We start from the raw sequence: 13,103 nt of genomic DNA, 5'->3' as shown, positions 1-13,103 counted from the left end.
TAGGCGTCCAGATGCAGGGTCCGTGCAGACGACCCCCCCCCAGCCCCTCCCTGTCCAGGGAGGGGAGCCATGATGTGCGGGCGATGTTGTGCAGTTGCGGGCGCTCCCATCTTCACCCTTGATTTTCCAGCCCAAAACCGCCATCTCCCTAATCGGAACGATTCACTCCGATTAGCGGGTCAAGCCTTATGCGCATGTCCAGTCTTGCCGATTATGCCGTGGTGCTGATGAGCGCCGCTGCCCGCCATTGCGGCGGCATGCGGTGCAATGCCCGGGTTCTGGCGACCGAGACCGGCCTGCCTCTGCCGACCGCGCAGAAGCTGGTGAGCAAGCTGTCGGCTGCGGGCCTGATCGAATCGGTGCGTGGCGCGGGCGGCGGGTTTCGCCTGTCGCGCCCGCCTGCTGCCATCACTTTGGCGGACATCGTCGAAGCAGTCGATGGCCCGATCGAAATCACCGTCTGCGCGGGCGATCACGCCAGCGATTGCGCAATGGAAGGCAGCTGCCACGTCCGTCCGCACTGGCAGATCGTCAACCGCACCATCCGCGCGGCACTGTCCAGCGTGACCCTCGCCAGCCTGGGCCAGCACATTCCGGACGCTACCCGTCCCGAACACCAGCTCGATCTCAAAAGGACCGTCTCTTGACCGACGATAACTCTCCCACCGACACCAAGCCCCGCGATGCGGATGCATGGGCGGCGGCGGAAAAGGCCAGCACTTATGAGTGGGGCTTTTCGTCCGCGATCGAACAGGAAATGGCACCCAAGGGCCTGACCGAAGACACCGTGCGCTATATCAGCGCCAAGAAGAACGAGCCCGAATGGATGCTCGACTGGCGCTTGAAGGCGTTCCGCATCTGGCAGACGCTCGAGACGCCCGACTGGGCCAAGCTCAACGTGCCGCCGATCGATTATCAGGACGCCTATTATTACGCCGAGCCCAAGGCCAAGCCCAAGCTGGGCTCATTGGACGAGGTCGATCCCGAGATCCTCGAGGTCTACAAGAAGCTCGGTATCCCGATCGAAGAGCAGAAGGTTCTCGCCAATGTCGAGGGCGCGCGCCGCGTCGCGGTCGATGCGGTGTTCGACAGCGTCTCTGTCGCGACCACGTTCCGCGAGGAACTGAGCCGCGCCGGCGTGATCTTCATGTCGATCAGCGAGGCGATCCGCGAATATCCTGATCTGGTCAAGAAGTGGCTGGGCAAGGTCGTGCCAGTGCGCGACAACTATTTCGCGACATTGAATTGCGCGGTCTTCTCCGACGGCACTTTCGTCTACATCCCCGAAGGCGTGCGCTGCCCGATGGAGCTGTCGACCTATTTCCGCATCAACGCGGAGAACACCGGCCAATTCGAACGCACCCTGATCATCGCCGACAAGGGCAGCTATGTCAGCTACCTTGAAGGCTGCACCGCGCCGCAGCGCGACGAGAACCAGCTGCACGCCGCCGTCGTCGAACTGGTCGCGATGGACGATGCCGAGATCAAATATTCGACCGTGCAGAACTGGTACCCCGGCGACGCCGAGGGCAAGGGTGGGATCTACAATTTCGTCACCAAGCGCGGGCTGGCGCAGGGCGCGCGCTCCAAGATCAGCTGGACGCAGGTCGAGACCGGCTCTGCTGTGACATGGAAATACCCGTCGTGCGTGCTCAACGGCGAGGACAGCGTCGGTGAGTTCTACTCGGTCGCGGTGACCAACAACTACCAGCAGGCCGATACCGGCACCAAGATGATCCACAACGGCAAGGGCTCGCGCTCGACCATCGTGTCGAAGGGGATCAGCGCGGGGCGCAGCAACAACACCTATCGCGGGCTGGTGCGCGTCGCGCCCGGCGCGGAGGGCGTGCGCAACTTCACCCAGTGCGACAGCCTGCTGCTCGGCGACCAGTGCGGCGCGCACACCGTGCCCTATATCGAGGTGCGCAATCCTTCGGCGCAGATCGAGCATGAGGCGACGACCAGCAAGATCAGCGATGACCAGCTGTTCTACGCGATGCAGCGCGGGCTTTCGTCCGAGGACGCGGTGGCGCTGATCGTCAACGGCTTCGCGCGCGAGGTGCTCAAGCAGCTGCCGATGGAATTCGCGGTCGAAGCGCAGAAGCTGCTGGGGATTTCGCTGGAAGGCTCGGTCGGTTGATCCTGCTCGCCGCCTTGTCCCTCATGCAGCCCGCGATGGCACCGCCCGCCCCGGCGGACGAGATCGTCGTGGTCGCCGAACGGATGAAGCGCATCAAGCTGCGGCTGTCGCGCAAGAAAGGCGTGCTGAAAAGCTGCCGCGTTCGCGTCTCCAGCGGCGATCCGGTGATCGACGGCTATGCCTGCGAGTCGATCGGCACTTGCATGGTCGAGGGCGCGGTCAAGCGCCAGCCGCTGGCCGATTGCGCCACCGACAAGGTGCTGGCGTTCTACCAGGACCGCCGCAGTGCTGCGGAGAAGAGCGAATGACGGGCCATGCATCCCAAACCCTCCCCGTGTCGGGGACGATTATGCTTGAGAGGAGCGTCGGGTGAGCGGCGCGGTCGATCATATCGAATACCATCGGCAAGGCACCGTCTGCGCGAAGGGCCAGATGCTGGATGGGAAATTTCACGGATACTGGGAATGGTATCGCAAGGACGGGTCGCTGAAGCGATCCGGTCATTTCAACCGGGGCGAGCAGGTCGACATATGGACGACCTATGATGCCAACGGTGCCCCCTACAAGACGACCAGGATGAAGATTGTATCCCATGCTCAAGATTGAAAACCTCCACGCCCAAGTCGGTGAAACGTCGATCCTCAAGGGCCTCTCACTCACCATCAACGCAGGCGAAATCCACGCGATCATGGGGCCGAACGGCGCGGGCAAGTCGACGCTGGCGTATACGCTTGGCGGACGGCCCGGATACGACGTTACCGAGGGTTCCGCGACGTTCGACGGGCAGGATCTGCTCGCCCTAGAACCGCACGAGCGCGCCGCAGCCGGCCTGTTCCTCGGCTTCCAGTATCCGGTCGAGATCCCCGGCGTCTCGAACCTGCAGTTCCTGCGCGAGAGCCTCAATTCGCAGCGCCGTGCGCGCGGCGAAGAACCGCTGTCGGGCGCGGAGTTCATCCGGCTGGCCAAGGAAAAGGCAGGGCTGCTCAAGATGGACATGGACATGCTCAAGCGGCCGGTGAACGTCGGCTTTTCGGGCGGCGAGAAGAAGCGCAACGAGATGGTGCAGATGGGGATCATCGACCCCAAGCTCGCCCTGCTCGACGAGACCGACAGCGGGCTCGACATCGACGCGCTGCGCATCGTCGGCGAAGGCATCAACAGTATCATGCGCAAGCCCGACAAGGCGGTGCTGCTGATCACGCATTACCAGCGGCTGCTCGATCTGGTGAAGCCCGATTTCGTGCACGTTCTCGCCGGTGGTCGCATCGTGCGCAGCGGCGGCGCGGAGCTGGCGCTCGAGCTCGAAGAGCAGGGATATGAGGCGGTGGCGTGATGACCAACGTCATCCCGCTCCCCACCCGCAAGGACGAGGCCTGGCGCTATGCCGATCTCGATGCGCTCGCGCGCGTCTGGGGCGATGTGCCGCAGGGGCCCGAGCGCATCATTGTTCCTGCGGGTGAAACGCTGTCGAAACAGATCGTGCTGCCGGTGGCAATGTCGGGCGTCTCGATCACCGACCTCGACGTCGTGATCGAAGCGGGCGCGACCTTCGCGCTGCACCTGCTGGCGACCGATGCCGATTATGGCCGGATGAGCGTCAACGTGCTGCTGCACGAAGGCGCGCATTTCGAGATGGGTGGCGCGATCCTGGGCCATGCGGACCAGACGCTCGAGATCGTCACGAGCGTCAACCACGCGCACCCCAATGCGACCAGCAATCAGGTCGTGCGATCGGTGCTGGCGGGACATGCGACGGGATCGTTCCTCGGCAAGGTCGCCGTGGCGCGGCATGCGCAGAAGACCGATGCCTCGCAGTCGGTGAAAGCCATGCTGCTCGATCGCACCGCGACCGCGAACGCCAAGCCCGAGCTGGAAATCTATGCCGACGACGTGAAATGCGCACATGGCGCGACCGTGGGCGAGCTCGACAAGGCGGCATTGTTCTACATGGCCGCGCGCGGGCTTCCCCCGAGCATCGCGCGCAAGCTGATGCTGCAGGCTTTCATCGCCGATGCGTTCGTTTCGCTGGAAGACGATGCCGCGCGCGAGACGATCGAGACGCGCGCGCTGGCTGCGCTCGAGGGGCTGGCATGATGGCGACGCTCGCCCCCACCCGCCTGCTCGACCACCGTGCCGAGTTCCCCGGCCTCGTCACCGGCGACGGCAAGCCCTGGCATTATCTGGATTCCGCCGCCACCGCGCAGAAGCCGCGCTTCGTGATCGACGCTATCACCCGTGCCTATGGCGCGGATTACGCGACCGTGCACCGCGGCGTCTATGCGCGCTCGGCGGACATGACGATCGCTTATGAAAATGCGCGCGCCAAGGCGGCGCGCTTCATCGGCGGGCGCGAGGATGAAACCGTGTTCGTGCGCGGCGCGACCGAGGGCATCAACCTGGTCGCGCACAGCTGGGGCCTGACCAACCTCAAGCCCGGCGACCGCATCATGCTCAGCCAGCTCGAGCATCACAGCAACATCGTACCCTGGCAGATGGTGGCAGAGCGCACCGGCGCGCATATCGACGTTGCGCCGTTGACGCAGGACGGCCAGATCGATCTCGACGCGATGCAGGCCATGCTGACCGAGCGGCACAAGATGGTCGCGCTGGCGCATATCTCCAACGTGCTCGGCAGCGTGCTCGATGCGAAGCGTGCGGCGGCGCTTGCGCACAATGTTGGTGCGCTGATGCTGCTCGATGGCTGCCAGGCGGTACCGCGCCTGCCCGTCGATGTCGCGGAACTGGGCTGCGATTTCTATGTCTACAGCGCGCACAAGCTGTACGGCCCGACCGGCATCGGCGTGCTGTGGGGCAGGGCCGCGCTGCTCGAGGCGATGCCGCCCTGGCAGGGCGGCGGCGCGATGATCGACCGGGTGAGTTTCGAGCGCACCACCTACGCCCCGCCGCCGCAGCGGTTCGAGGCCGGGACGCCGCATATCGCAGGCGTTGTCGGTCTGGCGGCCGCGATCGACTATGTCGAGGCGATCGGCGTCGGTGCGATCCACGCGCACGAATGTGCGCTGGTGGCGGAGGCGCAGGAGGCGCTGGCAGGGATCAACACGATCCGCGTGTTCGGGCCGAAGGACAGTGCGGGAATTTTGTCGTTTGAAATGCAGGGGGTGCACCCGCACGACATCGGCACCATATTGGACGAGGCGAACGTCGCGATCCGCGCCGGGCATCATTGCGCCCAGCCGCTGATGGATCACCTTGGTGTCCCCGCGACCGCTCGCGCCAGCTTTGGCGTCTACAGCAGCAGTGATGATGTAGAGGCGCTGGTGCGCGGGCTTGATCGGGTACGCAGGATTTTCGGATGAGTGATATGAGCGAGACGGGAAAGATCATGGCAGAGCAGGTGGATGCGGTGGAAAAACCGCCCAAGGCGCGCGTCGATATGGCGATCGATACCGCCGGCCCCGAAAGCGCGGGCGAGCGCTATGCACGCAAGCGCGACTATCTTGACGGTTTCCTCAGCGAAACACCGCAGGGCACGGCGCCGGGCGAACCGGGCGGCGCAATCTACGAAGCGGTGATCGACACGCTCAAGAGCATCTACGATCCGGAAATCCCGGTGAACATCTATGACCTGGGATTGATCTATGGCGTCGAGGTGAACGATGGCCATGCGATCATCACCATGACGCTGACCACGCCGCATTGCCCGGTGGCCGAATCCATGCCCGGTGAAATCGAGCTTCAGGTCGGCGGTGTTCCGGGCGTCGGCCATGCCGAGGTGAACCTCGTCTGGGACCCGCCATGGGACCCGGGCAAGATGTCTGACGAGGCCAAGCTTGAAATGGGAATGCTATGACCACGACAACCCGCACGCGCCCTGCCGCGCTGACGCTGACCCCGTCGGCAGAAGCGCGGATTGCGCATCTCATGCAGACCGCGCCCGAAGACGCGATCGGGGTGAAGCTGTCAACCCCGCGCCGCGGATGCTCGGGCCTTGCCTATTCGGTCGACTATGTCACCGAAGAGGCGAAGTTCGACGAGAAGATCGAAACCCCGGGCGGGGTGTTCTATGTCGATGGCGGATCGGTGCTGTACCTGATCGGATCGGTCATGGACTGGGTCGAGGATGATTTCACGGCAGGCTTCGTGTTCGCCAACCCCAATGCCAAGGGTGCCTGCGGCTGCGGCGAGAGCTTCACCGTCTGACGCAGCCGCGGGCTGGGCCTCAGGCCTCAGGCGTGATCGGTCGCTCGCCGACGATCGACAGGCCATAGCCGTCCAGGCCGACCAGGCTGTGATGCGAATTGGTCAGCAGCACCATGTCCTGCACGCCCATTTCGGTCAGGATCTGCGCGCCGATGCCATAATCGCGCAGCTCCTCCATATCGGGCAGCTCCTCGCCCGATTTCAGGCGGATCGCCTGACTCAGGCTGTTGATGCCATGCCGGTTGAGCAGCACCACCAGGCCCGAACCTTCTGCGCCGATAATTTCCATCGCCCGTTCCAGCAGCCCCGATCGTGCGCCGGTCTCGCCGAATATGTCGGCAAACGGGTTGAGCACGTGCATGCGTACCAAAGTCGGCTTGTCGGGATCGACATGGCCCTTTTGCAGCACAGTCTGCTCGGTCTTCTCGGCCTTGTTGTAGAAGACGATTGCCTTCCACTCGCCGCCGAATTCGCTGGTGAAGCGGACCTCGGCGCGCTTTTCGACGAGATGGTCGTGGCGGCGCCGATAGGCGATGAGATCCCGGATCGTGCCGATCTTCATGCCATGGATATGCGCAAACTCGATCAGGTCGTCGAGACGCGCCATCGTGCCATCATCATTCATGATCTCGCAGATCACGCCCGAGGGGTTGAGACCCGCTAGGCGGGACACGTCGACCGCAGCCTCGGTATGGCCGGCGCGCACCAGCACGCCGCCATCGCGCGCCATGAGTGGGAAGACGTGACCCGGGGTGACGATTTCCTCGGGGCCCTTGGCGGCATCGATCGCCACGGTGACGGTGCGCGAGCGGTCGGCGGCGCTGATTCCGGTGGTGACCCCGGTGCGCGCCTCGATCGAGACGGTGAACGCGGTTTCGTGCCGGGTGCCGTTGTGCCGCGACATGAGGTTGAGGCCCAGGGTCTCGACCCGGTCCTTGGTCATGGCCAGGCAGATCAGGCCGCGGCCGTATTTGGCCATGAAATTGATAGCGTCGGGCGTTGCCATCTGCGCGGGGATGATCAGATCGCCCTCGTTCTCGCGATCCTCGTCATCGACCAGAATGTACATGCGGCCGTTGCGGGCCTCGTTGATGATCTCTTCTGCGGTCGCCATGACGCCGGCGGGATCGCGCGACAGATAGCGCTCGAGCTTGCCCAGGGTATCGGCAGTGGGGTTCCAGTCGGGTTCGCCGAGCTTGCGCAGTGAATTGGCATGCAGCCCTGCGGCGCGCGCCAGCCCGGCGCGGCTTTCCTGGCCGGCTTCAATGATTTCAACGATCCGTTCGATAAGCTGTGCTGACATCGGAATATCCCTTCAGGGACTCCGGTATCACACCATAATGTGCGTCGTAAAGTGCATATCACATTGGAATGGATCTTGCCGCATTCGCCTCGTTCATCCGCATCAGATAGCGCGCCAGCACGTCGATCTCCAGATTGACCGGATCGCCCGGTTGCAGATCGCCCAGTGTCGTCATCTGCCAGGTGTGCGGAATGATGTTCAGGCCAAAATGCACGCTGCCATCGGGCTGGTCGGCATGGCTGTTGACCGTCAGCGATACGCCCTCGACGGTGATCGACCCTTTGGCGGCAATATAGGGTGCCAGTGCCTGGGGGGCAGAGATGGTGAATCGGATCGAATCGCCCTCGGATTCGCGTGCCGCCACCGCGCCCATGCCGTCGACATGGCCGGTAACGATGTGCCCGCCCAGCTCGTCGCCGATCTTGAGCGCGCGCTCCAGGTTGAGCCGCGTGCCTGTCTCCCAGCGACCGGCGCTGGTCTTGCTGACGGTTTCGGCCGAAATATCGACGGTGAACCAGTCCTCGCCCTTCGACGTGACGGTCAGGCACGCGCCGGAGCACGCGATCGACGCGCCGATGGCGACCCCGGTCATGTCATAGCTGCAGCGGATGCGCGCGTGCAGGTCGCCGCGCTGTTCGACCTGGTCGATCGTGCCGATATCGGTGATGATTCCCGTAAACATGGTCGTCTCTGTGTCCTTCAAGCGGGGCTGCGTCAGCGCATCCGCTGGTAGCTTTCCATCCGGTCGTTGCCAAGCAGGCGTGTGTCGTCCAGCCGCCAGCGGCCATGCGCCTGCGCAAGATCGCTCAGCCCGATGTCGCCCAGCGCGCTGCGGCCCTGGCCGATGAGCACCGGCGCGCGATACAGCAGCAGCCGGTCGACCATGTCTTCGGCCAGAAATGCCGCCGCGACTTCCGCTCCGCCCTCGACCATCAGCCAGTCGGTGCCGACAAGCGACGCAATATCGTGCGGCGAGGCGAGCGCGGTCCACCCCGGCGGTGCATCGCCCATCCGGCTGAGCAGCACGCGGCGCGGGGAGCGATGCTCGATCCCTGCAAGCCGCACATCGAGCCGGGGGGCATCGGTACGAAAGGTGCCGCCGCCGACCAGAATCGCGTCATGATGCGCGCGCTCCAGATGCGCATGCGCGCGCGCCTCGTCGCCGGTGATCCAGCGACTGGACCCGTCGCCCATCGCAATCTGCCCATCGAGCGAGGTGGCAAGCTTGAGCGTCACGAACGGGCGGCCGAGCCTATGGCGGGTCAGGAACCCCGCCAGCGATGTGCTGGCTTCCGCTTCGGCGACTCCGGTCACCACCTCAATGCCTGCGGCCCGCAACCGGGCAATGCCGCTGCCATTGGTTCTGGGATCAGGGTCCTGCACGGCGATCACGACGCGCGCGACGGCGGCGGCGACCAGCACGTCTGCGCAGGCAGGGCCGCGTTCGCTCACATGCGCGCAGGGCTCCAGCGTGACATAGGCGGTCGCGCCGCGTGCGGCATCTCCAGCCGCCTCCAGCGCCATCGCCTCGGCATGCGGCCTGCCGCCGACCAGCGTCCAGCCACGCCCGATGACACGGCCGTCGCGCACCAGGATGCAGCCGACAGAGGGGTTGGGGCTGGACAGCGCCCGGCCCCGGAGCGCCAACGCAATGGCCGCGCGCATCCAGTCAGTATCGGACCGGGCGGGTGCGATCACTCGGTATCCATGCCGAACTGTTCGGCCAGGCGGCGGTACTGCGCCTTGCGCTCTTCCTCGCGCGCCAGCCGCTCGGCTTCGAGCCTTTCCTTGCGTTCCTGGTTGGCGACATTCTCGGCTGCGATCTCGGTATCGCTCCGTCCGGGCTCGAAGCTGGTCACCCAGGTGATCTCGGGCCGCTTCCACTCGACCTCGAAGCCCGACTCGCTGAAAAAGGCCGCAAAGATGGTCGAGGTCGCAGCGAGCGCAGCCAGCAGGAACCGCCATTTGTGGTCCTGTTGGTCAAACCAGTAGGTCTTGAGGTCACCCACGGCGCGGATCGGCGAAATGTCACGAAAGAATCCCATAGGCCCAAGATAGGCGGCTTTGCCCGTCTTGACCAGTATCGGCATCCTCGGTCCGGCGTGCGCGGTGTGGACACGCCTGCTGCGCGCCTATTGGACGAGCGGCTTGGTGCCGTCGCCCAGCAGGATGAACGCGGCCCAGTAATAGGGGTGCGATGTCAGCGGATCGTCCATCGCCATCCGCTGCGCCTGCGCCAGAGATGCGTTCATCGCGGTGCCGGGGCTGGCCTTGAACAGGGCGGATATGAGGTTCTCGGTCGCGTTGAAATCATCCGGCACCGGCCAGTGGCTCGCCAGCACCGAGCGGGCACCGGCACCGACGAAGGCGCGGACCAGACCATCGAGCGCAAAATTGCCCCCGGTCTCGATCCCCGCCTCGCGCGAGGCCGAGACGGTGGCAAGGCCCGCTGTATCGCACGCCGAGAGGATCACCAGATCGGCATCGAGCTTGAGGTCGAAGATTTCCTTGAAGCTCAGCAGCCCGTCCGAGCTTGCATCGCCGAACGAGGTCACCAGCGCCGGGCGCGCCGGGCATTCGGGGCGCGGTGCAGTGACCAGGCCGTGCGTGGCAAAGTGCAGGATGCGGTAATCATCCAGGTCATCGCGGCCCAGAAGCGCGGTGTCGCTGAAATCTGCCTGCGTGATCACATTCGCGCGATTCGCTCCCAGCACGCTTTGGGCCAGCTTCAGCTCGCCCGGTGCAATCGGGTCGAGCCAGGTGTTGATCGGCCATTCGCAATCGGCCTCGCGGCTGGCAGACGCCATGCGGATCCGTTCGGGTGGCGGTGCATTCTCGCCGACGCCCAGATACGCCTGCTTGCCGCGTGCCGGCGCGATAGTGCGCACATCGGCGAACGAGCGCGGCGACACCGCGATCGAGAAGCGCCGATCGCGGCCGAACCAGGCCACACCGGTAAAGTCGAACGGATCGGCATCGAGCGCGGCAGACCGCTCCAGATAGGCATCGACGCCCTTCTGGTCCTCGACCAGCAGCCCCGGCGGCAGCTGCAACAGCGCGCCATCGGGCTCGTAGACCAGATGCTCGATGCTCGCCAGGTCCTGGGTCAGGCCGGGGAAGAGTGCGTCATACAGCTTGCGCGCCTCGACCACATCGAACGGATAGTTGGTCGGCTGGCCGTTTTCGATCACCACGATCGAATCGCGCAATTTGGCAACGGTCTTGTCCAGATCGGCGCGGGTCAGCGCAATGCTGACGGTGCGAACCTTGTCGGCGGTGATCAGCTGGCCGTACACCTTCTGGCCGACAAAGCTGACCTTGTAATAGCCCTCGCGCGGGCCGAGCAGTTTCTGCAGTTCCGCCAGCGTCACCGATGTCGGCGAGAGCACACGATACTGCGAATACTGGCCCAGCCGCGATTGCAGCGCGGTCTGTTCGTTCTGCTGCGTGGTCAGCGATTCGCGCGCGAGCGCCAGCGTCGCGGTGTCCTCGGGCGTGGGGGCCGGCAAAGCCTCGAGGCGCTGGATCTCGGCGCTGGTGCGCGAAATCTCGCGGGTGCGCGTCACCGCCAGGCGGAACAGCGCAGACGCCTCGTCATTGCCTTCGGACAGTTCACGCGCGAGCACCGCCTGGGTCTGCGCAACGCCGGGGCGCTGCAGCAGCTGGCTGGCGGTGAACATCCGCGCCGCGACCGATGCGTCGCCATCGGCCCGAACGGCGAGCTGCGCGAAATAGGGGCCAAGCATCTCCTTCATCGTCGCGCGGGCGCTGGGCACGGCCTCGCCCTCTGCCACCAGTTCGTCGTACATCGCGATCGAGGCCTCCGCCTCGCCGCGCCGCGCCAGGAATGCGGCCAGCCGCGCCTTGGCGCTGAGCAGGCCGGGGGATTGCGGATAATCCAGCCGGTAGATGTTGAGCGCCTCTGCCAATCCGGCGCGGGCACTGGCAAAATCGCCCTGCGATTCCTGGATCAGCGCCCGCTGCGTCGCCACTTCGGCGCGCAGCCATCCGGTCGAGCTGATGCGCCCGTTGCGCACCGCCACGATCATGTCGATGCCCTGTTGCAATGCGGTCAGGGCAGAGCCGCTCTGCCCCGCCAGCCGCAGCGCCGTGCCGCGCAGCAGCAGCGCCTGCCCGTCGAGGATCTGGGCCCGCTCAGCCCCGGTGAGGCTCGAATCGACGCCGCCCAGCCGCTTGAGACCCGAATTTTCGCGGTTGATCCGGTCGGCCAGGATCTTGGTGATCTCGCCCTGCGACAGCCTGGCCTCGCCGATCATGTCGGTGTCGATCGATACCGGCCGGTCGAGCACCGCCAGTGCCGCTTGCGGGTCGCGCTGGTTGATCGCGTCGATCGCCCGGAAGTTGCGGATCATGCGCTGGGTCACGCCATCGCTGGAGGCGACGAGCCGGTCCGCGCGCGCGAACAGCGCGCCGGCGGTGGCAAAATCGCCCATGTTCGATTGCTGCAGCGCCTGGTTGGCCAGGAATTCGGCGGTGCGCTCGGTACCGCCCTGCTCGCGCGCGGCGAGGGTTTCGAAAAACTCGGCGGATTCGGCATAGGCGCCGTAATTGTTGCGGACATAGGCTTCGACGCGGGCCGATTCCTCATCGAGCGTGCCGGCTTGGATGCGCGCGAATGCGGCAGGATCGCTGACGCTGGTGGTGGCGACATCGACCGCGCCCGTCGCGGCGCGATCGGTCACCAGCGAGGCCAGCGCAAGCTTCAGCGCCGAATCGTAACCCGACAGCCCTTCGGCGACGAACACCGTCTCGCCGCGCACCGCCACATAGACGCGGTAATCGACCTGTGCCTTGGGATCGCGGCATTCGATGGTCGTTGCGCCACCCACAGCCTCGACCTCGGTGATCTGCTTGTCTGCGCAGGTGAGCCGCGTGGCCAGCATCTGCAGATAGCTGTCCAGCCGGTCGCCCTCGCCGCCGCGCAGTGCATAGAGCGATGCCACAGGGCTCGCGGCATCGCGGCACACCACGCGATAGCCCCGATCGAACATGCTGGTCAGTACAGGATCGGTCGGGCGATATTGCGCGGTGCACAGCACGCCTGCGGTGCCGACCCGGAAGCTGTCACGCAGCGCGATCGAGTCCTCACCCTGCGCCAGCGCGGGAGAGGCGATGGCAGCGGCCAGTGCAAGCATCGCGCTGCCTGCCTGCCGGGCGGAGCGCCGCAAGCCGCGCGGCTGGGTCGAAGTGCGGATCATGGCTGTCCTCCGGTATCGGGCAGGGGATTGGGAAGCGGCTGGTCCAGCTGCAGGTTGGGGTTGCCGCCGCTGGTCACCGGTTCGTCGATGACCGGCTCGACGCCCAGGCGGCGGGTGTTGACGATGGTCACCGGCGGCATGATCGGACGGCGCGGGGCCGCTTCGCCGCGGGCGGCCTCTTCGGCGGCCGCTTCTGCCTCTTCCTGCTCGCGCTCGGCTTCACGCTCTGCGGCGGGCTTGGGTGGTGGCGGGCCGGCATGGACGACCGTCGTCGGGCCGG

At 65.4% G+C, this 13,103-nt stretch carries 15 protein-coding genes; 9 read left to right on the top strand and 6 right to left on the bottom strand.

What is annotated here, in order from left to right; genetic code table 11:
* The first annotated feature begins 188 nt into the window (after positions 1-188).
* From D618_RS0113770 to D618_RS0113730, 9 genes are all read left to right on the top strand, one after another.
* Positions 189-647: an SUF system Fe-S cluster assembly regulator gene (locus D618_RS0113770; protein ID WP_017672112.1), complete on the top strand. Its 459-nt coding sequence runs from the start codon at positions 189-191 to the stop codon at positions 645-647.
* Complete coding sequence (gene sufB / locus D618_RS0113765) at positions 644-2,140, top strand: Fe-S cluster assembly protein SufB (RefSeq protein ID WP_017672111.1); 1,497 nt, start codon at positions 644-646, stop codon at positions 2,138-2,140. Before D618_RS0113770 ends, sufB begins: the two co-directional genes overlap by 4 nt.
* Before the next feature lie 35 nt (positions 2,141-2,175).
* Positions 2,176-2,448, top strand: a complete 273-nt coding sequence (locus D618_RS18475) for a hypothetical protein (RefSeq protein ID WP_152414746.1) — start codon at positions 2,176-2,178, stop codon at positions 2,446-2,448.
* Between the two features lie 61 nt (positions 2,449-2,509).
* Positions 2,510-2,746 carry a hypothetical protein gene (locus D618_RS0113755; protein ID WP_017672109.1) on the top strand — a complete coding sequence of 79 codons (237 nt, stop codon included), beginning with the start codon at positions 2,510-2,512 and terminating at the stop codon, positions 2,744-2,746.
* Positions 2,733-3,473 (top strand): Fe-S cluster assembly ATPase SufC, encoded by a 741-nt coding sequence (gene sufC / locus D618_RS0113750; RefSeq protein WP_017672108.1) that lies wholly within the window; start codon positions 2,733-2,735, stop codon positions 3,471-3,473. Before D618_RS0113755 ends, sufC begins: the two co-directional genes overlap by 14 nt.
* Positions 3,473-4,234, top strand: coding sequence for a SufD family Fe-S cluster assembly protein (locus D618_RS0113745; protein ID WP_017672107.1), 762 nt, complete (start codon positions 3,473-3,475; stop codon positions 4,232-4,234). Before sufC ends, D618_RS0113745 begins: the two co-directional genes overlap by 1 nt.
* Positions 4,234-5,457, top strand: a complete 1,224-nt coding sequence (locus D618_RS0113740) for a SufS family cysteine desulfurase (protein ID WP_026091676.1) — start codon at positions 4,234-4,236, stop codon at positions 5,455-5,457. Before D618_RS0113745 ends, D618_RS0113740 begins: the two co-directional genes overlap by 1 nt.
* 5 nt (positions 5,458-5,462) lie before the next feature.
* Entirely contained in the window at positions 5,463-5,951 is a 489-nt protein-coding gene (locus D618_RS0113735; protein ID WP_017672105.1) for a DUF59 domain-containing protein, read from the top strand.
* Entirely contained in the window at positions 5,948-6,301 is a 354-nt protein-coding gene (locus D618_RS0113730; RefSeq protein WP_017672104.1) for an iron-sulfur cluster assembly accessory protein, read from the top strand. The genes D618_RS0113735 and D618_RS0113730 overlap by 4 nt, the downstream gene beginning before the upstream one ends.
* Positions 6,302-6,320: 19 nt before the next feature.
* Here the strand turns inward: D618_RS0113730 and ribB are convergent, their stop codons facing one another.
* The 6 genes from ribB to D618_RS19910 form a co-directional block, all read right to left on the bottom strand.
* Positions 6,321-7,604 carry a 3,4-dihydroxy-2-butanone-4-phosphate synthase gene (gene ribB / locus D618_RS0113725; RefSeq protein WP_017672103.1) on the bottom strand — a complete coding sequence of 428 codons (1,284 nt, stop codon included), beginning with the start codon at positions 7,602-7,604 and terminating at the stop codon, positions 6,321-6,323.
* A 58-nt stretch (positions 7,605-7,662) separates the two neighbouring features.
* Complete coding sequence (locus D618_RS0113720) at positions 7,663-8,286, bottom strand: riboflavin synthase (RefSeq protein ID WP_026091675.1); 624 nt, start codon at positions 8,284-8,286, stop codon at positions 7,663-7,665.
* Between the two features lie 32 nt (positions 8,287-8,318).
* The gene (ribD, locus tag D618_RS0113715) at positions 8,319-9,302 is read right to left on the bottom strand and encodes a bifunctional diaminohydroxyphosphoribosylaminopyrimidine deaminase/5-amino-6-(5-phosphoribosylamino)uracil reductase RibD (RefSeq protein ID WP_017672101.1); all 984 of its coding nucleotides are present in this window, start codon (positions 9,300-9,302) and stop codon (positions 8,319-8,321) included.
* Positions 9,299-9,649: a hypothetical protein gene (locus tag D618_RS0113710; RefSeq protein WP_017672100.1), complete on the bottom strand. Its 351-nt coding sequence runs from the start codon at positions 9,647-9,649 to the stop codon at positions 9,299-9,301. Before D618_RS0113710 ends, ribD begins: the two co-directional genes overlap by 4 nt.
* A gap of 87 nt (positions 9,650-9,736) precedes the next feature.
* Positions 9,737-12,823 (bottom strand): CHAT domain-containing protein, encoded by a 3,087-nt coding sequence (locus D618_RS0113705; RefSeq protein ID WP_017672099.1) that lies wholly within the window; start codon positions 12,821-12,823, stop codon positions 9,737-9,739.
* Positions 12,820-13,103, bottom strand: a 284-nt coding sequence (locus tag D618_RS19910; protein ID WP_040370806.1) for a hypothetical protein, incomplete at its 5' end; no start/stop codon positions are given. The genes D618_RS19910 and D618_RS0113705, both read right to left, overlap by 4 nt.

This window comes from Blastomonas sp. AAP53 (assembly GCF_000331245.1).
Classification (GTDB): domain Bacteria; phylum Pseudomonadota; class Alphaproteobacteria; order Sphingomonadales; family Sphingomonadaceae; genus Blastomonas.
The sequence above is the reverse complement of the archived record's forward strand: the minus strand, read 5'-3'. Positions and strand labels throughout refer to the sequence as shown.

Excerpts from the sequence above, each read along its gene's own strand:
- D618_RS0113740 (WP_026091676.1), top strand. The coding sequence starts at position 4,234 with ATGGCGACGCTCGCCCCCACCCGCCTGCTCGACCACCGTGCCGAGTTC.
- D618_RS18475 (WP_152414746.1), top strand. The coding sequence starts at position 2,176 with ATGGCACCGCCCGCCCCGGCGGACGAGATCGTCGTGGTCGCCGAACGG.
- ribB (WP_017672103.1), bottom strand. The coding sequence starts at position 7,604 with ATGTCAGCACAGCTTATCGAACGGATCGTTGAAATCATTGAAGCCGGC.
- D618_RS0113710 (WP_017672100.1), bottom strand. The coding sequence starts at position 9,649 with ATGGGATTCTTTCGTGACATTTCGCCGATCCGCGCCGTGGGTGACCTC.
- D618_RS0113720 (WP_026091675.1), bottom strand. The coding sequence starts at position 8,286 with ATGTTTACGGGAATCATCACCGATATCGGCACGATCGACCAGGTCGAA.
- sufC (WP_017672108.1), top strand. The coding sequence starts at position 2,733 with ATGCTCAAGATTGAAAACCTCCACGCCCAAGTCGGTGAAACGTCGATC.
- D618_RS0113735 (WP_017672105.1), top strand. The coding sequence starts at position 5,463 with ATGAGCGAGACGGGAAAGATCATGGCAGAGCAGGTGGATGCGGTGGAA.
- D618_RS0113705 (WP_017672099.1), bottom strand. The coding sequence starts at position 12,823 with ATGATCCGCACTTCGACCCAGCCGCGCGGCTTGCGGCGCTCCGCCCGG.
- D618_RS0113745 (WP_017672107.1), top strand. The coding sequence starts at position 3,473 with ATGACCAACGTCATCCCGCTCCCCACCCGCAAGGACGAGGCCTGGCGC.
- D618_RS0113770 (WP_017672112.1), top strand. The coding sequence starts at position 189 with ATGCGCATGTCCAGTCTTGCCGATTATGCCGTGGTGCTGATGAGCGCC.
- D618_RS0113730 (WP_017672104.1), top strand. The coding sequence starts at position 5,948 with ATGACCACGACAACCCGCACGCGCCCTGCCGCGCTGACGCTGACCCCG.